The organism is Paenibacillus sp. FSL L8-0708, assembly GCF_038009325.1.
GTDB classification, from domain to species: Bacteria; Bacillota; Bacilli; order Paenibacillales; family Paenibacillaceae; genus Paenibacillus_AQ; species Paenibacillus_AQ odorifer.
This window is the reverse complement of sequence record NZ_JBBPBC010000001.1, coordinates 4,989,920-5,011,984: the sequence shown is the minus strand read 5'-3', so window position 1 is coordinate 5,011,984 and position 22,065 is coordinate 4,989,920. Positions and strand designations below refer to the sequence as shown.

24 protein-coding genes are annotated in these 22,065 nt (G+C 40.4%); 18 read left to right on the top strand and 6 right to left on the bottom strand.

Annotated features, from left to right (window positions below):
• Positions 1-2 precede the first annotated feature (2 nt).
• Positions 3-1,268 (bottom strand): MFS transporter, encoded by a 1,266-nt coding sequence (locus tag NYE58_RS23970; RefSeq protein ID WP_076190596.1) that lies wholly within the window; start codon positions 1,266-1,268, stop codon positions 3-5.
• Positions 1,269-1,316: 48 nt separating this feature from the next.
• A complete protein-coding gene (locus NYE58_RS23965) occupies positions 1,317-2,228 on the bottom strand; it encodes a LacI family DNA-binding transcriptional regulator (protein ID WP_341003173.1) in 912 nt (303 codons plus the stop codon).
• Positions 2,229-2,869: 641 nt separating this feature from the next.
• Here NYE58_RS23965 and NYE58_RS23960 point away from each other — a divergent pair.
• Positions 2,870-3,421 carry a polymer-forming cytoskeletal protein gene (locus NYE58_RS23960; protein ID WP_076183054.1) on the top strand — a complete coding sequence of 184 codons (552 nt, stop codon included), beginning with the start codon at positions 2,870-2,872 and terminating at the stop codon, positions 3,419-3,421.
• A 620-nt stretch (positions 3,422-4,041) separates the two neighbouring features.
• On the top strand, positions 4,042-4,287 hold the full coding sequence (locus NYE58_RS23955) for a hypothetical protein (RefSeq protein WP_036688955.1): 246 nt from the start codon (positions 4,042-4,044) through the stop codon (positions 4,285-4,287).
• Positions 4,288-4,349: 62 nt separating this feature from the next.
• On the opposite strand, the gene NYE58_RS23950 is transcribed toward NYE58_RS23955, so the two are convergent.
• The gene (locus NYE58_RS23950) at positions 4,350-4,967 is read right to left on the bottom strand and encodes a histidine phosphatase family protein (protein WP_076276100.1); all 618 of its coding nucleotides are present in this window, start codon (positions 4,965-4,967) and stop codon (positions 4,350-4,352) included.
• A 158-nt stretch (positions 4,968-5,125) separates the two neighbouring features.
• On the opposite strand from NYE58_RS23950, the gene NYE58_RS23945 reads away from it, so the two are divergent.
• The 8 genes from NYE58_RS23945 to rbsB all read left to right on the top strand — a co-directional run bounded on the left by NYE58_RS23945 (position 5,126) and on the right by rbsB (position 12,401).
• Positions 5,126-6,028, top strand: coding sequence for a LysR family transcriptional regulator (locus NYE58_RS23945; protein WP_076183050.1), 903 nt, complete (start codon positions 5,126-5,128; stop codon positions 6,026-6,028).
• Positions 6,029-6,090: 62 nt separating this feature from the next.
• Positions 6,091-6,558 (top strand): DinB family protein, encoded by a 468-nt coding sequence (locus NYE58_RS23940; protein ID WP_076127369.1) that lies wholly within the window; start codon positions 6,091-6,093, stop codon positions 6,556-6,558.
• Positions 6,559-6,705: 147 nt separating this feature from the next.
• The gene (locus tag NYE58_RS23935; protein ID WP_076127368.1) at positions 6,706-7,686 is read left to right on the top strand and encodes a LacI family DNA-binding transcriptional regulator; all 981 of its coding nucleotides are present in this window, start codon (positions 6,706-6,708) and stop codon (positions 7,684-7,686) included.
• A 27-nt stretch (positions 7,687-7,713) separates the two neighbouring features.
• Complete coding sequence (gene rbsK / locus NYE58_RS23930; RefSeq protein WP_076127398.1) at positions 7,714-8,592, top strand: ribokinase; 879 nt, start codon at positions 7,714-7,716, stop codon at positions 8,590-8,592.
• 2 nt (positions 8,593-8,594) lie between these two features.
• The gene (rbsD, locus tag NYE58_RS23925; protein WP_076183047.1) at positions 8,595-8,990 is read left to right on the top strand and encodes a D-ribose pyranase; all 396 of its coding nucleotides are present in this window, start codon (positions 8,595-8,597) and stop codon (positions 8,988-8,990) included.
• Between the two features lie 21 nt (positions 8,991-9,011).
• Entirely contained in the window at positions 9,012-10,493 is a 1,482-nt protein-coding gene (locus NYE58_RS23920) for a sugar ABC transporter ATP-binding protein (protein WP_341003170.1), read from the top strand.
• A gap of 2 nt (positions 10,494-10,495) precedes the next feature.
• Positions 10,496-11,464, top strand: a complete 969-nt coding sequence (locus tag NYE58_RS23915) for an ABC transporter permease subunit (RefSeq protein ID WP_076127362.1) — start codon at positions 10,496-10,498, stop codon at positions 11,462-11,464.
• 13 nt (positions 11,465-11,477) lie between these two features.
• The gene (gene rbsB / locus NYE58_RS23910; RefSeq protein ID WP_076183044.1) at positions 11,478-12,401 is read left to right on the top strand and encodes a ribose ABC transporter substrate-binding protein RbsB; all 924 of its coding nucleotides are present in this window, start codon (positions 11,478-11,480) and stop codon (positions 12,399-12,401) included.
• A 69-nt stretch (positions 12,402-12,470) separates the two neighbouring features.
• Here the strand turns inward: rbsB and NYE58_RS23905 are convergent, their stop codons facing one another.
• Positions 12,471-14,336, bottom strand: coding sequence for an LTA synthase family protein (locus NYE58_RS23905; protein WP_076218177.1), 1,866 nt, complete (start codon positions 14,334-14,336; stop codon positions 12,471-12,473).
• Between the two features lie 206 nt (positions 14,337-14,542).
• Here NYE58_RS23905 and NYE58_RS23900 point away from each other — a divergent pair, with 206 nt between their 5' ends.
• The 3 genes from NYE58_RS23900 to NYE58_RS23890 all read left to right on the top strand — a co-directional run bounded on the left by NYE58_RS23900 (position 14,543) and on the right by NYE58_RS23890 (position 16,903).
• Positions 14,543-15,091 (top strand): RNA polymerase sigma factor, encoded by a 549-nt coding sequence (locus NYE58_RS23900; RefSeq protein WP_076278725.1) that lies wholly within the window; start codon positions 14,543-14,545, stop codon positions 15,089-15,091.
• Between the two features lie 16 nt (positions 15,092-15,107).
• Positions 15,108-16,373, top strand: a complete 1,266-nt coding sequence (locus tag NYE58_RS23895; RefSeq protein ID WP_341003168.1) for a DUF4179 domain-containing protein — start codon at positions 15,108-15,110, stop codon at positions 16,371-16,373.
• A gap of 68 nt (positions 16,374-16,441) precedes the next feature.
• Positions 16,442-16,903, top strand: coding sequence for a hypothetical protein (locus NYE58_RS23890; protein ID WP_341003167.1), 462 nt, complete (start codon positions 16,442-16,444; stop codon positions 16,901-16,903).
• A 639-nt stretch (positions 16,904-17,542) separates the two neighbouring features.
• Here the strand turns inward: NYE58_RS23890 and NYE58_RS23885 are convergent.
• Entirely contained in the window at positions 17,543-17,908 is a 366-nt protein-coding gene (locus tag NYE58_RS23885; protein WP_341003166.1) for a hypothetical protein, read from the bottom strand.
• A gap of 111 nt (positions 17,909-18,019) precedes the next feature.
• Here NYE58_RS23885 and NYE58_RS23880 point away from each other — a divergent pair, with 111 nt between their 5' ends.
• The 3 genes from NYE58_RS23880 to NYE58_RS23870 all read left to right on the top strand — a co-directional run bounded on the left by NYE58_RS23880 (position 18,020) and on the right by NYE58_RS23870 (position 19,739).
• On the top strand, positions 18,020-18,535 hold the full coding sequence (locus tag NYE58_RS23880) for a GNAT family N-acetyltransferase (protein ID WP_341003165.1): 516 nt from the start codon (positions 18,020-18,022) through the stop codon (positions 18,533-18,535).
• Between the two features lie 48 nt (positions 18,536-18,583).
• Positions 18,584-19,072 carry an LURP-one-related/scramblase family protein gene (locus NYE58_RS23875; protein ID WP_076183031.1) on the top strand — a complete coding sequence of 163 codons (489 nt, stop codon included), beginning with the start codon at positions 18,584-18,586 and terminating at the stop codon, positions 19,070-19,072.
• Between the two features lie 259 nt (positions 19,073-19,331).
• The gene (locus NYE58_RS23870) at positions 19,332-19,739 is read left to right on the top strand and encodes a transporter (RefSeq protein WP_076201483.1); all 408 of its coding nucleotides are present in this window, start codon (positions 19,332-19,334) and stop codon (positions 19,737-19,739) included.
• Positions 19,740-19,941: 202 nt separating this feature from the next.
• Here NYE58_RS23870 and NYE58_RS23865 read toward each other — a convergent pair whose 3' ends face one another.
• Complete coding sequence (locus tag NYE58_RS23865; RefSeq protein ID WP_341003164.1) at positions 19,942-20,841, bottom strand: LysR family transcriptional regulator; 900 nt, start codon at positions 20,839-20,841, stop codon at positions 19,942-19,944.
• A 136-nt stretch (positions 20,842-20,977) separates the two neighbouring features.
• Between NYE58_RS23865 and NYE58_RS23860 the strand changes: the two genes are divergently transcribed.
• Together NYE58_RS23860 and NYE58_RS23855 are read left to right on the top strand one after the other, a co-directional pair.
• On the top strand, positions 20,978-21,289 hold the full coding sequence (locus NYE58_RS23860) for an antibiotic biosynthesis monooxygenase family protein (protein ID WP_341003162.1): 312 nt from the start codon (positions 20,978-20,980) through the stop codon (positions 21,287-21,289).
• A 154-nt stretch (positions 21,290-21,443) separates the two neighbouring features.
• Positions 21,444-21,929 (top strand): GNAT family N-acetyltransferase, encoded by a 486-nt coding sequence (locus NYE58_RS23855; RefSeq protein ID WP_341003161.1) that lies wholly within the window; start codon positions 21,444-21,446, stop codon positions 21,927-21,929.
• Positions 21,930-22,065 lie beyond the last annotated feature (136 nt).

Genomic DNA, 22,065 nt, shown 5'->3' with positions numbered 1-22,065 from the left:
AATTACTTGTAGTTTCGAATTACCTTTAATTTAGTGATAGTTGATAAGGCAAACAGCAGCAGTAAGACTCCGATTGAACCCATGACAGGACCAGGGCTGAAGAGATCAGACAAGGATGAGACAGCAGTAAGACCAATGGATGGGGCTACACTCATGATAGAACCTAATACACCGAACACCCTACCTTGGAGGTCTTCTGAAACTTCCAGCCTAAGGATTGTATTAATCAGCAACGTGCAGAATGAGAACATGAAGCCAATTACAAGAATGATAGGAATGGCAATCGCAGCGGAAGTGACGAATGATAACAGGAGGTACAGGGGACCGAGACATAGCAGTCCAGTCATAATAAGAAATCCTCTATTCTTCAATTTGGAGCCGAGCAGTAAGATCAGACCGGATCCGATCATATAACCAAGTGGAATACAGGCTTCAATAAGTCCAAACTGAAAGGGAGTGGAATCCCACACGTTGACAGCCATAACCTGGGTCAACATCAGGGAGGGGACAAAAAATAAGGTTAAGGTAGGAAGCATAATCATAACGGCGCGTGCAAAAGGGTACCTCCAAATATAGCGAATTCCATCGATCAAATCCTGTGTGAATTTCCGTTCTTTCTTGGGCACGTTATTTAATTGAGTTGGCAAAGGAAGGGAACGGACCGCTAACACGAGCAGAAAGGAGAGGAAGAATGTAGCTCCATCAAATAAAATAGCGTCGGCTGCTCCAAAACTCGCTACGAAAATCCCACCGGCGGAATAACCAATAGTCCGGCAGATGTTTTCAGACAAGTTCAACAGTCCTACCGCTTTTTGTAGATGTTCTTTACCAACAACAGTAGTGATAGAAGCTTGGTATGCCGGAGACTGGAATAAAGCTGAAATGGTCGTAAGACCCGTCAGTATGGCGACGATAATGAACGAAGTAGAGGGCAGGGAAATGGCTAAAGCTAGCGTCACTACGAGTCCGCAACTTATCAGATCTGTGATCAGCATGAGGGTTCGACGATTGACCCTATCCGCAAAAGTTCCCCCTATCGATCCGAGCAAAGAACTAAGCAATAAATTGATTATCGTGATGATGGCAATCATTTTGGCGCTGCCGGTCGTTTGCAGTACCCATAAACTTAAAGCAATACTATGAAAAGTGTTACCGAACAAGGAAATGGAGTACGAACTGAGTAGCAGCAGGAATCTCCGATTTCCCCAAAGAGAGGGATGAGCTTGAACAGCAGAGGGAACTTGTTTCACTAATACAGGACCAGGCATAAGTTATGCTCCTTTCAACTTAAACGCTTAAGTGAATAGCCAAAAAAATTATTCTACAAAATAACAATTATTTTCTTGTGCGGAGTAGTCAGAATGATGCAATAATTTGTCCATGAGTTCAAATGCAGTAGCCGCTTTATCCCCTGTGAAAATGAATTTATGAACGTCATCGCCTAATATTTCCGGACAATTGCAGGTGCAAAGAACAGAGAGTTGTTCGAACCTCCCGTTTTTTTCAACGTAACTTCCAATAAACTCATTAATGACAATAGCCTCTTTATAGCCCCCCTCCTGTAAGAATGTATTTAATTCCTCCAAATTGACAACGGTGAATATCGCTTCTTGAGGTAATGGAAGACTGTCCTGAATAAAGCGGGTGAGGAAAGAGTTATTGAAGCTCTCCATAATTAAACATACCTTTGAAAGGTTCTGTGGTTTTACCTTTTGCAGAGCTGCTCGATAGTTGAAAAGGACTTGCTTAAAGAGTTTATCTTCAATCATGCTGTCGATCAGAATCAAAGGAATTCCTTCTACAAAATGTGTAGAGATCGAATAAAAGGCTTCCTCACGCACATCGATCAGAAATACAGCCTCCAGTTTTCTTTCTACGATAATATCCAAAGAAGGCTGGTCAACATCAAGTGAATATAGCAGCGTATGGTAACCAGCATTTGTTAACCGTTGTTCCAAGGCATGTATAAATGAGAACTGGGCATGGAGCTTCCAGTGTGGGGTATGGACTGATGTGTTAACAAGCACACCGACCAATCTTGTTTTCTGATTCGCAAGTGAACGTGCTGCCAGATTCGGTATGTAATGCAGTTCCTCGGCAAGCTGAAGAATCTGCTGGCGCGTTTTCTCAGGAATGGTTTGGTTGCCGACACGATTCAGAACATAGCTCACTGTTGCGACGGAGACATTGGCACGAAGTGCGATGTCCTTCATGGTTGTCTTTTTCACCAGTAAATAGCTCCCTTATCCTTGTGATATTTTCTAAAGATTAACATTCTGATTCTAAAGCGTCAATGGGGGGGGAGTGAGCAGTCAGATGACCCTGTTAAGTAGCTAGAAATGGAAGAATGTAGCCCTTGAGATTCAACTCTGGGAAGATCTGCTTGATAATCGTCTTAAGCTAAATTATACGAAACAAGCTTTATGCAAAAGCTGAAAAAATGCTTATTAACCCAATGGTCATCCTTCCGCTGTATTATTTTTATGCTGGAGTTTTGCATAAACCTAACATTAAAAAAGTAAGTGTAGAGTATGATGGTTCCATATCTTTTTCAAGAGAATATCTAATCTAAAGATTTATAGTAATAAAGATTATGAGGATACTTCCGCAGTTATTGGGAGTGTCCTTTTTGTATGGAATTAAGCACCTTTGTGACCTTTCTTAAAATTTGGGTAAATAAGTATTAAGATCCATGAACCTAAAACGGGCAGCGAGATGAGGTGTTACTTATGGATACGATTCCGGATGGAAAGGAGTGATCTTTGTGAAACCGCTTCAGATAACGACACAATATTGTGAAAATTTTCACCTGTTTATTAAAAATTTTAATATATAATTAATTTATAATCAAAAACAAGGGGGATTTCAAATGAAGTTATTTAAAATGATGTTAGTAGCAGGCGTCTCGGTTGCAGTCTTGTCTGGTTGTGGTGCGAATAATAATAATGCGACTAATTCGGCGGCTACTACGGCTCCAACTACAGAGCAAACGGATGCAGTTACTACAGCTTCAATCGTAAATCAAGCAGATGCGTTTACCAAGGCTGTAAGTAAAGATGGAAACTGGATTATTGCCATTCTAAATGATGTGACGATTGCCCAAGATGTTGTTGTTGAAGGCGAATTCCATGATAAAGGGGCCGCAGACGGCGATATCTACCGTAAGATTGCTCTTTATGCCCAAGATGCTGATCACAAAGTTACTGCCAATTACACACTCACTGTACCTAAGTTAACTGTACAAAGTGAAAATTTACGGGTTCAAGGCGGAACCATTAAAGGTGATGTTTATGTAGAAGCGAACGGATTTAATCTGCATGAAACCTCGACTATTGATGGCAATCTTTACTTCGCAAACGAAGATGTGAAAGCAACTGCAGGGATTGAAGGTAAAGTAACTGGGGCAACTGAAGTTAAATAAGTTAGTGATGATTTCGATTAGGTAGATGTAGAAGTTGAAGGACTAAATAGATAGAATTTTCCGGATAGGTTCAGGAAAATGGAATCAGTATGAATGGGCAAACTCATAATGGACTACACCCCATCTAATTACCATATGAGAGCCGACGGAAGCTGTGAAGTAACAAGTAATGGAGTATTGAAGTGTACAGTAGATGGTTTTAACTGTATTTTGTACAACTAAAATGCTCAAAATGCTCGGCCAATGAAAATAGCTGTATGTAGTACATCTATTTTCTTGATTTAATACTCTACAGGCTATTTCTTAAGTTTTTAATTGTATAGAATACACTTAAAGTTAGAATTAGCCCTTGTGGATATGGAATAAGTGTATAAAATGCAGTTATCTTACAAATTTCAACAAGATAGTGCGTTACAACGGAGTGGGTATCCGAAAGCTACGAATGATTAAGCTTAGCTCGTAACCTACTCAAGCAAACCACCGCAGACCCAAAACACCAGGCAGTGAACCTCCAACGGAGAATCGCTGCCTGGTTGTTTTTTGTGGATGAATATATGAACTATTGTTGATTTTCTTCATATTGACTTATAATATTACTACCACTACTAGGAGGAACACATATGTCTAAGGAGTATTCGCGCACATATATTGAGAGCGTAAAGCTTGAAATGTTAAATAGGTTGGGATTAAAGCAGGTGTTCTTCAAGGAGCAAATAGGGGATAGCTTAATTTTTGAAGCTGTGGGCTTTGATAAAGGGGCAAAACACCGCTTTTGCGTTAGACCAAAGACGAAAACGATTGATGAATTCATTTCAGGCAAATGGATGAAGGTCCGCAGTTTTATAATCAAAAGTGTGGATATTTAATGTTGAACCCTATAAAGGTAGCCCCGTTAATCGGAGTTACCTTTTTATTTTTTGACCCATAGTCATTGATAATGTGAAGTATCTCCATACAGATCAATGGTTGTATTGTTATCAGTTAGGGTTACTTTACATAATGCTGTAGAGAGAATATCCGGTAACTCCCCAATTTCCTGCAATGATTTATTGAGAAAATAAGCCATAATGACTTTTAAAGTCATCCGATGCGTGACGATGAGCACTTCTAGCCCTGCGTTATCGTTTATGATGCGCTCTATTGTCGGCACTACTCTTTGTTCAAGCTGCTTGTAAGTTTCACCTGAGGTTAGAGGAATATATAGATCGGGTCTGGTGAAAAAATGGGAATATTGTAAAGGAGATTCTAGTTGTATCTGATCCGTATTCATTCCTTCCCAGCTCCCCATGTTAATTTCCATTAAAGAAACTTGCTGATGAATAGGTAAACTCCGCTTTCCCCGTAAAATCTGCGCAGTATGCAATGCTCTTGGACTAGTACTAGAATAAATTGCGCCTAAGTTTTCTACTTCCAAACGATCTCTTAACCATTCCGCCTGCTGTTCGCCCAAGGCTGTAAGCGCAGAATTTTGATGCCCTTGCATTCGTTTTTGTAAATTCCATTCTGTTTGCCCGTGGCGGGTTAAGTAGAATACTGTCTTTGTCATTAACGTGACCTCCCTTATGAATAGTTGTAAGTATAAGATAAATAAATATAAATAAACAATATATAATAGTTAACATCCATAATGTATAGTTATAGTAAAATAGCTGAGGATAAGCGGCGAATACAGATATTATTTTATAAAGTGAGGAAGAGTTGACGATGAACTATCATGTATTAAAATTGTTTTATTACGTTGCGATCACAGGTAGTGTGACCAAAGCCTCTGAACGTTTGCATATCAGTCAACCCGCTATATCAGCTCAAATCCGTAAGTTTGAACGGGAGAATCATATTTTATTATTTGAAATTAAAGGAAAGAGGATGGTGCTCACCCCTTTAGGAAAAAGGTTAATCGAACCTCTTGAGAAGTTTTTTGCCATGGGTGATCAAGTCCAGCAAATCATTGAAGACTATCACAAATTTCCTGAGGGGAATCTGCGGATTGCAGGTAATTATTTGGCGACAAGCATCCTCATTCCCCGGTGGGCGTCATTATTCAAACAATCTTTTCCGGAAGTTAACATTCAGATCACTACTACTAATTCTCATGGTGTCATGGAAAAATTAAATAATTTTGAAGCAGACGTGGCGATTTACAGTGATATGGAGTTTCCTTCGCATAATACAGGAGTGTTCGAACATCGGGAGTTATATAGGGACGAGTATGTATTCGTGGTTTCTTCCCATCACCCTATTGCCAATCAGCAGGTTAGTTTTGAAGAAGTGATGTCTGAAGCATTTATTATGAGGGAAGAGGGCAGTGCAGCCAGAGAGCAGCTTGTCCGGTTGTGTGAAGAAAGAAGTGTACAGCAGCCAACGATTGGGCTTCAATTTAATGGAGTGAATGAAGTTATTCAAGCTGTCATTGCCGGTTATGGAATTAGTTATGTATCCGCTTTGTTGGCGAAACCTTATCTTGATCAGGGAACATTAGCTAAAATAGCAGTAGAAAATGTAGTCTCCAAGCATTCGATATGGATGGGCTACAGAAAGAAGGAACTTCAAGAAAGTTATATGCAGTCGTTTATTACGCTCGTTATGAAACAATTAAGTATAAAATAATTTTAGGAAATTAAAGATAATCTCATGGTAAACTATGGATAAAAATATTAGGAGGGGTCATAATGGATCAAATTGTATTCAAACAAATTAAGTTTGTGCGAAGTGTTACTGTGCGTGCTGTCGAGGGACTATCTGAGGGAACTTTGAATAGCATTCCAGAAGGGTTTAATAACAATATCCGATGGAATTTGGGACATATTTATTTGGTGCAAGAGAAGTTTGCCTTTCATTCTGCTCGGGAGCTTATGCAATTGCCGGCAAGCTTTGAACGCTTATTTGCGAAAGGGACTAAACCAGCCGAGTGGAATGAGGAACCGCCAACGCTTGAAGTTTTACTTGAGATGCTTACGGAGCAACCCAAACGGATCCAGGAAGCTTTTCACAATCGCTTAAGTGAGCAAGTAACCCCTCTTACAACAGGAAGTGGATTAACCTTAAATTCAATTGGTGAATTCATAAATTTCACACTTTACCATGAAGGTATGCATTTCAATACAATAAAATTATTAAATCGCTTTGCAGATAAATAAATTCAAATAATAAAAGATATCGATATATAGTTGGTATCTTTTGTTAGCTTTATGATCGAAAAAAAGATTTGTAAATGAAAAGGTTATGTGATAATCTAATTTATGTAATACATGTAACCGGTTACACATTGGGGGATGAATGAAAGAATGATGACGATCAAAGATGTCGCAAAAATAGCTGGAGTTTCGGTAGCAACAGTCTCACGGGTTATAAATGAATCTGGATATGTAAATATCGATACTCGCAAAAAGGTTGAGGCAGCGATCAAAGAAATGAATTATACCCCTAATGAGGTTGCAAGATCATTGTACAAGCGGAAATCTAAGTTAATCGGGCTGCTCTTGCCTGATATTACTAACCCGTTCTTCCCGCAGTTAGCGCGGGGGATAGAGGATCGAATGCAGGAGCAAGGTTATCGGATCATCTTTGGCAATAGTGATGAGAACGAGGACAAAGAGATGGATTATATTCAAACCTTTATCCAAAACAATGTCATTGGCATGATATCGTCAACCAATTTCCCTGAGAGTGACGTTTATTCTAACTTGAAGATTCCGGTCGTATTTCTGGACCGTACTTCTAATGATAGCCCTTCCGTATACGCAGATGGCAAAAAGGGCGGACGTCTTGCAGCACAGGAGATTATCGCACGGGGAAGCAAAAAAATTACAGTGATACAAGGACCGGCGCATATCAAACCAGCACAAGATCGATTTCTTGGGGCGATTGAAGTCCTTAATGAAATGGGAATCAGCTATAATGTGATCGAAACTTCATCCTTCTCCCATACAGTAGCAGAACAATGGGCAGTGGAGTTATTTGATAAATATATAGATACGGATGGCGTAATTGCCAGTAATGATATTGTGGCGACGGCAGTCATTCATGAAGCACATCGTTTAGGTAAAAGAGTGCCGCAGGATCTGCAAATCATCGGATTTGATGATATCCCGCTCAGCAGCTTGTTGTCACCTGCTTTATCCACCATTCGCCAGCCGGCACATGATATGGGTAGAGAAGCAGCGGGTTTACTTATTAAGCTAATTGAGCAAGATAAGGTGGAAGAGAAGATTATTCAACTACCCGTTAGCTTTGTGGAGCGGGAAACTACAAGAAGTAAAGAATAGATGACAACATGAGAAAGGTTGATGAATATGGCTAAGATATGTGTAATTGGCAGCTGTTCAATGGATTTAGTAGTGACTTCGAATAAGCGGCCTCACGCGGGTGAGACTGTGCTTGGAGAACAATTCTCCACCGTTCCGGGCGGTAAGGGTGCGAACCAAGCCGTCGCTGCTGCCCGACTAGGAGCAGAAGTTACGATGGTTGGTTGTGTAGGTGATGATTTCTATGGTACCGCTATCATGGATAATCTGAAAAAGAATCGCGTTTTTACCGCCAATGTGGAACCGGTTACACATGTCGAAAGTGGAACAGCTCACATCATTTTAGCGGAAGGCGATAACAGCATTATCGTTGTAAAAGGAGCCAATGATTTAGTTACTCCTGCATTGGTTGAACGGGCACTTGATAATATTAAAGGCTCTGACATGGTATTAATCCAACAAGAAATTCCGGAAGAGACGGTGTCTTATGTAAGTGAGATTTGCTATAAATTCAATGTGCCTATGTTGCTTAACCCAGCACCTGCTCGGCCTATCAGTGAAACGATTATAAACAATGCCACCTATTTAACTCCCAATGAACATGAATGTGCAATATTATTTCCTGAGATGAGTACTGCTGAAGCTTTACGCAAATACCCCAATAAGTTATTTATAACCGAGGGCAGCAATGGTGTGCGTTATTACGATGGTAAACAGGAAGTTTTAGTTCCCACCTATAAAGTGAATGCTATAGATACCACTGGAGCAGGAGATACTTTTAATGCGGCATTTGCTGTTGCTCTAGCCGAAGGCAAGTCTATTCGAACTAGTGTAAAGTTTGCCAATCGCGCCGCTTCTTTATCCGTCACAAAATTTGGTGCCCAAGGTGGCATGCCAACAAGAGTAGAGGTGGAGGTGAGTCTTTAATTATGAAAAAACAAGGAATCTTAAACAGTCATATTTCCAAAGTGCTTACTGACTTAGGCCACACCGATACGATTGTCATTGCTGATATTGGATTACCCGTTCCATCTGGTGTTCCAAAGATTGATTTAGCGCTTAAATTGGGAGTTCCCAGCTTTCAAGAGATTGTCGAAATCATATCAGAGGATATGGTCATAGAGAAAGTTATCGTGGCAGAGGAATTAGCAGCAAAAAATAAAGGCACTTCTGAATACTTGAATGACAAATTTAAGGAAATACCTATAGAGGCGATTTCACATGAACAATTTAAATTGTTAACCCGGCATGCGAAGGTCATCATTCGTACGGGGGAAGCTAAGCCGTATGCAAACTGTATTTTACAAGCCGGGGTCTATTTTTGATAAAAAGGGGGTTCAAAGCATATGCACATTACGATGAAGGATATTTATAAATCTTTTGGGGCTAACCGTGTGTTGACGGGTGTGGATTTTGAGCTGAAGGATGGTGAAGTTCATGCCCTAATGGGAGAGAATGGCGCAGGAAAGTCTACTCTGATGAACATTTTGATTGGACTGCATCAGCGTGATCAAGGAACCATTAGTATAGATGGTCAGGAAACATACTTTAACAATCCTAAAGAGGCTGAACGTTATGGGATCGCTTTTATCCATCAGGAGTTGAATGTGTGGCCGGATATGACAGTTCTAGATAATCTGTTTATTGGTAAGGAACGAACCTCCAAACTAGGGATCTTAAATATGAAAGAAATGAAAGCGTTAGCAAATGAACAGTTGCGTAAGCTCTCCGTAACGATTCCCTTAAATCAAGAGGCGGGGGAATGTTCGGTAGGGGAGAAACAGATGATTGAGATTGCAAAAGCGCTTATGACTCATGCAAAAGTTATCGTCATGGACGAACCGACAGCGGCATTAACCGAACGGGAAATCCAGAAATTGTTCGAAGTCATAACTTCCCTTAAAAAGGAAGGCGTCTCCATCGTGTATATTTCGCACCGGATGGAAGAGATTTTTACGATATGTGACCGAATAACGGTCATGCGAGATGGGAAAACAGTAGACACGAAGCCTATTCCAGAAACTAACTTCGATGATGTAGTTCGGAAGATGGTAGGGCGTGAATTAACCGACCGGTTTCCTGAGCGTACCTCCAAACCCGGAGAGGTTGTTCTTGAAGTTAAAAATGCCACGAAAAAAGGGCAATTTAAAGATGTTAATTTCTCCGTTCGTTCGGGTGAGATCTTAGGTTTCTCAGGATTAATGGGATCTGGACGAACAGAAATGATGAGAACCTTATTCGGATTGGAATCGTTAGACCGTGGTGAGATTATGGTGCGAGGAGAAAAGGTCACGATTCGAAATCCCAATGATGCGATGAAGGCGGGGATAGGTTTCGTTACGGAGGACCGTAAAGATGAAGGGTTAGTGCTTGATTTCTCTATTCGAGACAATATGGTGCTTACAAATTTATATAGCTTCGCTCCTAAGGGTGTAATCAATGATAAAAAAGAACAAGAATTTGTAGACATACTTATCAAGCGGCTGCACATCAAGACACAGTCTTCCTCCACTTTAGTCCGGAATTTATCCGGGGGGAATCAACAAAAGGTGGTCATCGCCAAATGGATTGGGATCGGCTTAAGTGTGCTTATCCTCGATGAACCTACCCGTGGAGTGGACGTAGGAGCTAAACGGGAGATCTATCAGCTCATGAACGAATTAACGGAACGTGGAGTCGCCATAATCATGGTATCGTCAGAGCTTCCTGAAGTCTTAGGAATGAGCGACCGGATCGTAGTGGTTCATGAGGGGGAAATTAGTGGAGAGCTATCACAACAAGAAGCTACGCAAGAAAAAATCATGACGTTAGCTACAGGGGGGCAATAGTAATGACAACTATCAAAGGTGAGAGAGAAAATAAAGGTTTTCAAATCGGGCAAATTACACAGAAGCTAGGTCCATTACTAGGGCTGATTATTCTAATTGTTATCGTTACGGTGTTGAACCCAAGCTTTATGGAGCCCCTTAATATCCTGAACTTGCTTAGACAAGTTGCCATAAATGCGCTTATCGCTTTTGGGATGACCTTTGTTATTCTAACGGGTGGTATCGATTTATCGGTGGGTTCTATTCTAGCCCTATCCAGTGCCTTCACCGCTAACCTGATGTTGTCTGGTTGGGATCCTGTCTTAGCCATTATTGTAGGTTGTTTAGCGGGTGGCGTGATGGGGATGGTTAACGGACTGATGATTACAAAAGGTAAAATGGCGCCATTTATCGCTACGTTGGCGACCATGACGATTTTCCGGGGATTAACACTTGTATACACAGACGGTAATCCGATCACAGGTCTCGGAGACAGCATGACCTTCCAATTGTTTGGCCGTGGATATTTACTGGGAATACCTGTACCTGCTATAACAATGATCATCGTCTTCGCAGTCTTATGGGTTGTATTGCACAAAACTCCATTTGGTCGTAAAACCTATGCCATTGGTGGTAATGAAAAAGCATCTATTATTTCAGGGATTAAAGTCGACCGCATTAAAATAATGATCTATTCATTGACCGGTATGTTGTCCGCATTGGCAGGAGCGATCCTGACTTCCAGATTGAACTCAGCGCAACCCACAGCAGGCACATCTTATGAGTTGGATGCTATCGCAGCTGTAGTATTAGGCGGTACGAGCTTAACTGGTGGTCGTGGACGTATCGTGGGCACATTGATTGGTGCATTGATTATCGGGATTTTGAACAATGGATTGAACTTGCTCGGCGTATCCTCTTTTTACCAAATGGTGGTCAAAGGGATCGTTATTGCTATTGCCGTACTCATAGACCGTAAGAAAGCCGTATAAGGGGGATTCCAACATGAAAAAGTTAACTTTGATTCTTACTTCCTTACTATTAATTCTCATGACAGGTTGTTCCTTGGAGCCTCCAGAGTGGGCTAAGCCTAGCAGTGGTGGAAGCATGGAGAACATGAAGATTGGATTATCCATATCTACATTGAATAACCCCTTCTTTGTATCCGTTAAAGATGGTGTTTTGGCCGAGGCTAAGAAGCAAGGCTTGGAAGTCCTTGTCATTGATGCCCAAAATGATTCTGCTAAACAAAGTAATGACGTCGAAGATTTGATGCAAAAAGGTGTGAATGCGTTATTGATCAATCCAGTGGATTCATCAGCGATCTCGACGGTAGTGCAAACAGCTAACAGTTTAAATATTCCCGTCGTTACGTTGGACCGTTCCGCAGATCAAGGGGATATCAAAGCTCTTGTTGCCTCTGATAATGTAAAGGGTGGCTCTATGGCGGCACAATATATTGTAGAGCAGCTTGGGAAAGGTGCAAAGGTCATCGAGCTAGAAGGATCCCCAGGAGCGTCAGCGACTCGGGAACGCGGTAAGGGATTCCATGAGATTGCGGACAGCCAGCTAGAGGTCATTGCTAAGCAAACAGCTGATTTCGACCGCACGAAAGGCCTGACCGTTATGGAGAACCTTCTGCAAGGAAATCCTGGCGTACAAGCAGTTTTCGCTCATAATGATGAAATGGCGCTAGGTGCTATTGAAGCCATTCAAAGTTCAGGCAAGAATATCCCTGTGATTGGTTTTGATGGAAATGAAGATGCACTTAAATCCATCGAAGCTGGTAAATTAACAGGAACCGTTGCGCAGCAGCCTGAATTAATTGGCCAACTAGCCATTCAAGCCGCTAAGGATGTATTAGAAGGCAAAACCGTAGAGAAGCTGATTGCGGCACCGCTTAAACTAGTTGTTAAAGAGTCAAAATAATAATCATTATAGAAAAAGACTGCGCTCACCGATTTGGTGAGCACAGTCTTTTTTGCTATACATTGCAGCTTATTCTTCAATAACTCTATCCGGTAGCTGTGTAACATAGCTGTCTGACAAATGGAGCAGCTGTAAGGCACGCTCGAATTCGTCTTCTGTGGATTGCAGAGGTTGGTTGCCGTTACCAGATAAAGTATAATGCTGGCCATCCTCGAAGCCACTGCCGGATAAGAAGAGCTCTTCGTTATTTACGAAAGATCCTGTAGGCAAGTAATACCGTTGTGGTAGTAAGTTATAAGTTGATTGATTCAAGAGATCTTGTCCGAAATGAATATGATCTGCAAGAGAGACACCCAATAAATTAGATACGGTAGGTAAAATATCCACTTGCCCGCCTAGCTGTTCTTTTACACTAGGAGTTGTAATCCCTGTCGCTGACATGATCAACGGAATATTAATCAATTCACGTTCCGAATATTCATGGCCGAGAATCTCTTCCAGTAGGAGATGATCATCCTCTTTTAGAGAGAAGATAGGCAGTCCACGATGATCCCCGTACAATACGATCAAGCTGTTATCCCACACACCGTTTTGTTTGAGCTCATCGATAAAAAGTCCCAGCGCATAATCAGCATAATTCTGAGCCCGAATATAATCGCCAACAAGCGTTCCTTCGAATCGCTCTGGAAGTGTCATTTTGTATTTATCCTCTGGGATGGAGAACGGATTATGAGATGACATCGAAATTACATGGGAGTAGAAAGGTTGCTCATTCTGATCCATTCTTGCCAGCTCTGCAGCTGTTTTTTCATACAAAACTTCATCAGAAGCGCCATAGAATACAGTGTCTTCTTCCCCGAAGTAAGTTTTATCATAATAACGATTGAATCCCAAAGCACTATAAAGCTCACCACGGTTCCAAAAGTCGACTTCGTTCGTATGGAATGTTGCCGTATCGTAACCTTGTGCTTGCAGCAGCTTGGGTAAGCTTGGAAGCTCTTTAGGAGCGTACATTTGGGTAGCTGGACCATCAGGGGGTACATAAAAAGAAGTGTTCACAATAAACTCTGCATCTGAAGTGTTGCCTTGTCCAACCTGCTGGTAGAAACGCGGGAAGTAGAAGCTGCTGGCGGCAAGCTTGTTCATATTTGGTGTGATTTCTTGTCCATCAATCTTTAGATTGATTAAGAAGTTCTGGAAAGACTCCATTTGCAGAATGATTAGATTTTTTCCTTTGGCGGCTCCAAATAAAACCGGATTAGAGCTAGCTTGAATTCCTTTAGTTTTATCAATAGTGGATTGCGTAATCTCAGAAACGTCAATTTGTTCTTCCTCTTGATCAGCTAGCAGAGAGTAGGCTTCATAATTAAGAATGCCCATTTGTTCCGCTTTAATCGTTTCGTTCATACTGGCACGGTTTGGAAAAATATTCATTGCACAAATGATGATGGAAATACAGAACAGGACTGCCACCGCTTTACGGTTACTTTTGCGCGACATGGCTTTTTTCCAATCCAGCGCTTTCTGTTTTCTAAACATCACCAAGCTGATGACAATGATATCCACAAAGATAAGCATATATTGAGGACGAAGGACCGAAAATATACTTTTCTTTACGGCTCCCACTTGTTTGACCTGATCTAATACTTGCGAAGTAGCAATGATGCCAAAATGATTATGATATACAATTAATGAGAAAAATAGAGTAGTAATCAATACATTGACAAGCATGTAAATTGCAATTTTTCGTTTCGTAGCGAACCATTCAATCAAGCAAAAGACTAGAAGTACAAAAGGGATTTCTTTAAGCCAAGTGGTCCAAGTAGGGCCATCTTCAAATAGAAAATACCAGGCAAAATAGCTTTTTACAAGCATAATGAGAGAGAAGAATAGCAGGGATCTTTTACTAAGTGTACGAGGTTCTTTAAACGGCATTGCTTATGCCCATCCTTTTCTTTTTAGATTAGTTCATTCTATTACATTGAAGCGTTTAAAATCAACTAGATTTGGGTATGTCTGAGTGAAAATTTCCTGAATATTACAGTTTAGGTGGATTGAATAGTTCACGATATATAAAAAAAATTTATGAAGATGAACTTTTTACAGTGCTCCTGACTCATATAGGGGAGAGAGGTGAAGGCATGGATGTTGTTCGATTGGTGAAAAAAGCTAAAAAGGGAAATAAAGAAGTTTTGCTGCAATTAATCATGTATGAAAAGGATGTTTTTTATAGGCTTGCGTACAGCTATATGGGAAATGCGCATGATGCTATGGATGCCATGGAGGAAATGATAGTTACGTTATACGAGAAGATTGACCAACTTAAGAAAGAGGAGTCTTTTTACAGCTGGAGTAAGACGATTTTGGTAAACGGCTGTAAAAGGCAACTTCATAAGCGAAGCAAGCTGGTGTTATTAGAGGACTGGAGCATCACTGACGAGAAGGAAAAAGCCGATGTTACATCAGGCGATCCTTATCATAAAAGTGAACAGCAAATGGATATGCAGGCGTTATTGTTACATGTGAACGAGCAGCAAAGAGAAGCAATTCAATTGAAATATTTTCATGATCTCGATTATCAAACGATAGCTGAGATCACACAGGTCTCGATCGGAACTGTTAAATCAAGGATCTACAATGGATTACAAACGCTGAAAAATCATTACAGAGGTGATGTTGATGAACAATAACGTCGAACAACGATTAGTGGATGAGAAGAGGAATTTAGAGTCCATAACTGCACCTGAGGGTTTAGAAATGAGATTAAGAAATGCTTTAGACTCGGCACCTCCAAAAAGAATAAAAAGAAAAAGCTCGCCCCTCTGGAAGACTGCAGCCGTCATTATATTAGTGATAATAGTTTCTGGAAACAGCTATAATGCCTTCGCTTATTATGGAAAAAAGTTATTTGGTTTTGATGAGGTGTTAGAGGGAACTTTACAACAACTCAATGAACAAGGAATGGGACAAAGCATAGACAAAAAGACGACGTTAGCAGATGGAACAGAACTTACGATTAACGGAATTATGGCAGATGCCAATCAATTTATTGTGTATTACACGTTAAACAATCCTAAGGGACTAGAGGAGACGGGAGATCATTTTAGTCCTTCAAAAATAGAAGGGTTTCTCACGAATTCCAACATAAGAAGCGGCGTATCTTTAATCAACGACGAACATACAGAAATAAAAGGCACGATGACATTTGATAGCGTAAGCCCATTCTCGAAAAAACTAACACTTCATTACTGGGGACCTCCACAGAAAGGGCAGATGAGTGAAGGGAGCATAACGTTTTCTTATAATCCAAATCAAGCGATGGTGACTCAGATCAAACAGTCGATTAATAAAAAGGTCAAAGCCGACAAAGGATCAATTACCTTCAAGTCGATCACGGCCACACCCACCATGACTGTGATTAAAGGGAGTATGAATGTCGAGAATTTCGATCGAATAAGATTAGGGTTAGAAGGCATTCAATTAATTGCCAATGGAAAGCCTGTAGAAATATTAGGTAGTAGCAATAAAACCTCGCTGGGTGGGAGATCATTTGATATTCGTTATGACACCTTGCCAAAAGAATTACATTCATTGCAGCTGGTTGTTAAAGAGTTTGTTGGATATCAGAAGCTGGAAGAGAAGTATCCTCTAAATGCTGATAGTAATGAGCCGATTCTACTAGGGGATAAAGAATTATGGATTAAAGATGTGACCAAGACCGCTCAAGGGATTGAAGTAACTATTGCTACAGATGAGGATGTAATGCTGGATGGTGTGTCTATAGAAAATGCTGACGAAAACACGGCTTTAAAAACAACAATTAATCAAAAAGAGTCAGAACAAACGAACGGTAAACTCATGAAGGAACGCACCTTATTATTTGATACACAAACGAAACCTGAAAGTATTCTGATAGAAGGAATACATTATATGAAGGAATATAACAAGGTCATTGAGATTCCTGTGGATTAAAAAGAAGTGCCATATCCATAATTTATGAAATATAGTAAGCTATAATAGTCTGAGAAAGTGAGGGGGTTATGGAAAATATAGGTGCTTATAAGGTGAGTCGTCCGTCGTTAATGTCGCTTCTGTTTTCTATGATTTTTTCAAGTGGCATACTATTGTTAAATACCAGAAATAATATGGAGTATAATGTATTACTTTATTTTGGTTATATATGGTCGGCTTTCTGTCTGATTGTTGTAATCATATTGCTCTATAGGATCATTACGATTAGAAAGTTCATTGAGGTTCGAATTCATCCGGACGCTATAATAGTAGAAAACAAAGAAATTCAAGCGAATCAAATTGATAATATTTATGTAAAGGGCTATTTCATACCCGTAATAGGCATTAAACCTGTAGATCACAAATTTCCTCCCTATAAATTATGTTTTAGTTTTCTTGACGAAGAATACAAGGGAATGAAAGAACTAACCGCATGGGCCGAAAGTAATCAGATTAAACTATCTAAAAAAAGATTTATGAGATGGCTTTAACCGGGCTCTTACCAGTCCACCATACCGCGCTTTATGCGCACAGCGGAAAGGATGGGTGTCCTAAAAGCCGAAAATGGCTGCTGGGGCACCTCATTTTTTTTGCTCCATCATCGTCCCCCAAACGTCGCTCGTTTTCTCCATCCGCGAATCCTGAAACTTCGTTTGCTTCCTCCATCATCAAGAACCCTCTACTTTTGTCACCTCCGCTATCCCCCAAAAAAAACTACACTTTCTTCGATCACATTTGCACACCCGTAAGCATCTATCGGACTCAGATGACCCTTAGACGCGTCATATCCCACTTTTGGAATTCTAACGGACCGCATAGTCGCTATTGGCCTGAAAAACACCCCGAAAGCAGCCTTTTCAGGGGAATAACTTCACTGGAGTCCGAAACCTTGCTCCAAAGCCGAAATATTCGCAAATAACGTCATCTGGGTCCGAAAGTAACCATCTTCCATCATCGAATTCCCAAACCTCGTTCGCTTCCTCTATCCACGAATCCTCATACTTCGTTTGCTACTGCTATCACTGATTTTCCAAATCCCGCTGACATTCTCCATCGTAGACCCCCAACCTCGCTGATCTATTCTCCCTCACCGATTTCTCAAAGTTGGCTCACTTCCGCTATCATCACCTTTAAGCCACACTTTCTTCGATCACGTTTGCGCGCCCGGAAGCATCTAACGGACTCAGATGACCCTTAGACGCGTCATATCTCACTTTTGGAATCCTAACGGACCGCATAGCCGTTATTAGCCTGAAAAACACCCCGAAAGCAGCCTTTTCGGGGGAATAACTGCACTGGGGTCCGAAACCTTGCTCCAAAGCCGAAATCTTCGCAAATAACGTCATCTGGGTCCGAAAGTAACCGCCATCCATCATCGAATCCCCAAAACCTCGTTCGCTTCTACTTTTGGAGTTCTGACTGCCGTATAGAGACTGATTACGCCAATACGCTAATAGGTAGAATGAATGATAAATCCTTAGTTTTTTTTGTTGCAAATACAACAATTATGTTATACTATTTTCCTGTCACATCTGCATAACACCATATAATTAGAGCTCGAAATAAGAGTTTATTTGTAAATTGATATTTTAAAAGGAGAAAACGATATGGCTATCAATATAAAAAAGTGCACATTCGAAGATCTAGGTTCACTTCAAGGAATTAGTGTTGAAACATTTAATGAGACATTTAGTAATCAAAATTCATCTGAAAATATGAAGGCCTACCTGGATAGTGCATTTAACTTAAAACAATTAGAAAAAGAATTGTCGGATAGCTCATCAGAATTCTATTTTATTTATTTTAATGAAGAAATCGCTGGGTATTTAAAGGTAAACACCGAGGATGCTCAATCTGAAGTAATGGGTAATGATTCACTTGAAGTCGAGAGGATCTATATTAGAAAAAAATTTCATAAACAGGGGCTTGGGAAATATCTAATAAATAAAGCTATAGAAATAGCGGTACAATGTAATAAAGAGAAGATTTGGTTAGGGGTTTGGGAAAAAAATAAAAACGCTATTAGCTTTTATGAAAAAATGAAGTTTGTTCATACAGGAACTCATTCTTTTTATATGGGTGAAGAAGAACAAATAGATTTTATTATGACAAAACAACTATAACATTTGTCTAAAATGATGTTAACTGAGAGGAACGATAGGAGGCTTAGAATGAAGCAACTTTATATAAAACAAAAGGTATTCAGTCTAAGTGGTAAATTCACGGTAAAGAATCAGCAGGAGCAAGATGTCTATTACGTAGAGGGCAGTTTTATGCAAATTCCCAAGACATTCTCCATCATGAATACAACAAGAGATGAAGTCGCACTTATTACGAAAAAAGTGTTCAGTTTTTTACCAAAGTTTTTTGTAGAAGTAGATGGTCGAGAGGTATTGACGATTAAGAAGGAGTTTTCTTTCTTTAAAGCACGTTATACGATTGATGCGGCTGACATTGAGGTACATGGTAACTGGTGGGACATGGATTTTCAGGTTTTACAGCATGGTGTAGTCATCGGTAAAGTGAACAAGGAATGGTTCACTTGGGGGGATAGCTATAAGGTTCAAATATTGAAGGATGAGATGGAGACGCTCATGATTGCATTCGTTGTCGCTATTGATTGTGTGAAGGCTGACCAGGCATCTACATCACATCAGTGAAGATTCAATATTAAAGTTGAAAACTTAGTAAGGTGATGTGGACGGAATAAATTCAGCAGGTAAAGCTGAGTGTAATTGGTCAGTTTATCTATGATGCGCTGAACGTACCATAAGTAGAGGCAAGTTAGGTTTCCGATAGTGCCTATGTTAGATCTTATTGTTGATTTTCATTTTTTGAAAAAACGTCTATTGCGCCCAAACGCTCTCTCCGCGAATGCATATGATGATTATGCCTACTCATTGAAAGGAGCGATCACATATGGGATTTTTTCCAACACCGGGTGCCGGCGGAGGATTTCCAGGATTCCCAGGCGGACCAGGCGGACCTGGCGTGCCAGGAGGACCTGGAGGACCAGGGGGACCAGGGTTTCCGGGTGGAACCCCCGGACAATTTCCGGGGGGTGCACCGGGAGGCGTTCAAGCGCCGACGGCTCCTCCACCGCAATTCGTGCCGCAAATGTCGTCTACCACATTTGCCATTGATCCCGGCGGGATCAGACGCTGCCTGTTCCGCAACACATACATTTGGCTGAACAACGGCGAGCAATTCTGGTTCTTTCCGGTATTCGTCGGACGTAATTCTATTGCAGGGTTCAGATGGAATGGTTTTTTCTGGTCGTACTTCGGCATTGATTTGAATCGGATTAGCTCGTTCACGTGCTTCTAAGGCAGACAGCGATAGAGAACAGCCAGCAGGCTGTTCTCTATGTTGTGCAAATTATCGTGTCCCGGGAGTTGTGAATTTCTCAAAAGATACATAGTGAAGAATCGTTTCCCCTGACGCTAACGTTAATGCTGGATCAAAAAAGGGACTACTCTGCGAAGGATAGCCTTAAAGCTTGCCGTTACAGACAGCGCGTTGAGCCATCTCATAAATCACGGTAATGCGGAGGGATGGGCACGTTGGTGATCCATTGTGTTATGAATTCAATTAGTTTTTTTGCCGCTGGAGAGGCATTTTTAATGGAGGCGGCTGCAATACCAATAGAACGATAATACTCGCCTTCCAATGGGCGATAACATACAATGTCGGGGAGATGTGACAAAATCATTTCTGGGACAATACTTAACCCTAAACCATTTTGTACCATGGCTATTATGGCATGATCATCTTCTAATTCATATTTGATCGTGGGTGTGAGTTTATTTTGCGAGAAAATTCGCTTTACATCGGTGTCACAACCCGCAATGGGCATGATAAAAGGTTCATCAATCAATTGCTCAAGGCGGATGGTTGATTGGCGCTCGAGAGGATGAATCTGACACATAATGCAGACCATCCTATCTTTTTGAAGAGGGACCACATGAAAAGCATCTCGAGTAGGCAGATTAACAAATCCCAAGTCAGCGGTTCCATCGGCAATCCATTCTTCTATTTCAGAGTAGTTACCATCAAGTAGTTTTATTTCAATATGTGGAAACTGATTTTGAAATTGTTTAATGATTTGGGGCATCCATTGGATCGATACACTAGAGAAAGTACCTATTTTCACAGTGCCGATTTCGACACCCTTTAATGCAGCTACTTCTTGATTGAGTTTTTCATTAAGTTGGAGGATTTCTCTGATATGTGGGATTAAACGTTCGCCATCGTTGGTTAACCGGATACCCGATCTGTTTCTTATGAGAAGACACAGTCCGAATTCAGCTTCTAAGCTAGAAAGCGCATGACTGATGGCTGATTGTGTTAAATTTAATATCTCTCCTGTTTTGGTAATGCTGCCGATCTCAACTACCTTACTGAAAATTTGATATTTTAAAAGATTCATAATGATTTCTCTCCTCAATAATGTATGAAAAAAATTCATTAAACTAACAATTAATATTCATTATTTTTATCTTAATTATAATAGTATAATCTGTTTTATATAAAAACATCTACGATTAAAGGGGAGTTTGAGCGGAATGGTTCATGAATCAAACGGATCTTATTATGCAGTCATATTTTCAAGTCAACGTACGGAGGGGGATAACGGGTATAACCTTATGGCTGAAAAAATGGAGCAGCTTGCGTCCGGGCAACCTGGGTTTTTAGGAGTGGAGAGTGTCAGGGATTCTTCAGGAGCGGGTATTACGATTTCTTATTGGGAGAGCTTGGAGGCGATTAGTAACTGGAAACAACATCAATCTCACAAAGTTGCTCAGGAGAAAGGTAAGAAAGAATGGTACCAAAATTACAAAGTGAAAATTTGTAAAGTTGAAAGAGAGCATTCTTGAGTGGTAACATATTACTGAAAAGTAATTGGGAATCAATCCATTGAAGCGTACAACAACAATCATTTTATTTCAAAAGGATGCGAAGAAACTTATCCGAGAAAATAGAAGAGTCCGTTACTAATTAGATAAAATATAGATATGGGATGGTTTTTAGATGAACTATCAAATTAAAAGGGCGACCCTTGAAGAAAAAGAAATCCTCAACAACCTAATGCAATTTTATATGTATGATTTCTCCGAGTATATGGATTTGCACCTTGAAGAAAACGGAAAATTTAATGATTATCCCCTCAACGATTACTGGACAGAAGAGTCGAATTTCCCATATCTTTTAACTCTGAATGGGAAAAATGCTGGATTCGTTTTAGTCAAATTAAAAAATAGAGATGATGATTTATACTTTTCCATTGCAGAGTTTTTTATTATAAAAAAGTATCGGAGAGTAGGATTAGGTAGACTAGTTGCAAAAGATATTTTTAATATACATAAGGGGCAATGGGAAGTTTACCAAATAGATAATAACGAGCCCGCACAACGCTTTTGGAAAAAGGTGATAGAGGAATACACTGGCGGAAAATTCACTGAACGAATTGAAGCAGGGAGAAAGACACAGGTGTTTGTTAATCGAGTTGAATCTTAAGCTAGGGTACAATATATCAATAAAAAGCGGCAGTCGTGGACTTTATTTTCTAGTCCAGGGTTGCCGTTGTTTTTTAGGATCTCCAGAAGGGATGTTATAGGCCAGTTGTCCGGGTATTTTTGAGTAGTACAAAATC

Excerpts from the sequence above, each read along its gene's own strand:
- NYE58_RS23970 (WP_076190596.1), bottom strand. The coding sequence starts at position 1,268 with ATGCCTGGTCCTGTATTAGTGAAACAAGTTCCCTCTGCTGTTCAAGCT.
- NYE58_RS23960 (WP_076183054.1), top strand. The coding sequence starts at position 2,870 with ATGAAGTTATTTAAAATGATGTTAGTAGCAGGCGTCTCGGTTGCAGTC.
- NYE58_RS23955 (WP_036688955.1), top strand. The coding sequence starts at position 4,042 with ATGTCTAAGGAGTATTCGCGCACATATATTGAGAGCGTAAAGCTTGAA.
- NYE58_RS23950 (WP_076276100.1), bottom strand. The coding sequence starts at position 4,967 with ATGACAAAGACAGTATTCTACTTAACCCGCCACGGGCAAACAGAATGG.
- NYE58_RS23945 (WP_076183050.1), top strand. The coding sequence starts at position 5,126 with ATGAACTATCATGTATTAAAATTGTTTTATTACGTTGCGATCACAGGT.
- NYE58_RS23940 (WP_076127369.1), top strand. The coding sequence starts at position 6,091 with ATGGATCAAATTGTATTCAAACAAATTAAGTTTGTGCGAAGTGTTACT.
- NYE58_RS23935 (WP_076127368.1), top strand. The coding sequence starts at position 6,706 with ATGATGACGATCAAAGATGTCGCAAAAATAGCTGGAGTTTCGGTAGCA.
- rbsK (WP_076127398.1), top strand. The coding sequence starts at position 7,714 with ATGGCTAAGATATGTGTAATTGGCAGCTGTTCAATGGATTTAGTAGTG.
- rbsD (WP_076183047.1), top strand. The coding sequence starts at position 8,595 with ATGAAAAAACAAGGAATCTTAAACAGTCATATTTCCAAAGTGCTTACT.
- NYE58_RS23920 (WP_341003170.1), top strand. The coding sequence starts at position 9,012 with ATGCACATTACGATGAAGGATATTTATAAATCTTTTGGGGCTAACCGT.
- NYE58_RS23915 (WP_076127362.1), top strand. The coding sequence starts at position 10,496 with ATGACAACTATCAAAGGTGAGAGAGAAAATAAAGGTTTTCAAATCGGG.
- rbsB (WP_076183044.1), top strand. The coding sequence starts at position 11,478 with ATGAAAAAGTTAACTTTGATTCTTACTTCCTTACTATTAATTCTCATG.
- NYE58_RS23905 (WP_076218177.1), bottom strand. The coding sequence starts at position 14,336 with ATGCCGTTTAAAGAACCTCGTACACTTAGTAAAAGATCCCTGCTATTC.
- NYE58_RS23900 (WP_076278725.1), top strand. The coding sequence starts at position 14,543 with ATGGATGTTGTTCGATTGGTGAAAAAAGCTAAAAAGGGAAATAAAGAA.
- NYE58_RS23890 (WP_341003167.1), top strand. The coding sequence starts at position 16,442 with ATGGAAAATATAGGTGCTTATAAGGTGAGTCGTCCGTCGTTAATGTCG.
- NYE58_RS23880 (WP_341003165.1), top strand. The coding sequence starts at position 18,020 with ATGGCTATCAATATAAAAAAGTGCACATTCGAAGATCTAGGTTCACTT.
- NYE58_RS23875 (WP_076183031.1), top strand. The coding sequence starts at position 18,584 with ATGAAGCAACTTTATATAAAACAAAAGGTATTCAGTCTAAGTGGTAAA.
- NYE58_RS23870 (WP_076201483.1), top strand. The coding sequence starts at position 19,332 with ATGGGATTTTTTCCAACACCGGGTGCCGGCGGAGGATTTCCAGGATTC.
- NYE58_RS23865 (WP_341003164.1), bottom strand. The coding sequence starts at position 20,841 with ATGAATCTTTTAAAATATCAAATTTTCAGTAAGGTAGTTGAGATCGGC.
- NYE58_RS23860 (WP_341003162.1), top strand. The coding sequence starts at position 20,978 with ATGGTTCATGAATCAAACGGATCTTATTATGCAGTCATATTTTCAAGT.
- NYE58_RS23855 (WP_341003161.1), top strand. The coding sequence starts at position 21,444 with ATGAACTATCAAATTAAAAGGGCGACCCTTGAAGAAAAAGAAATCCTC.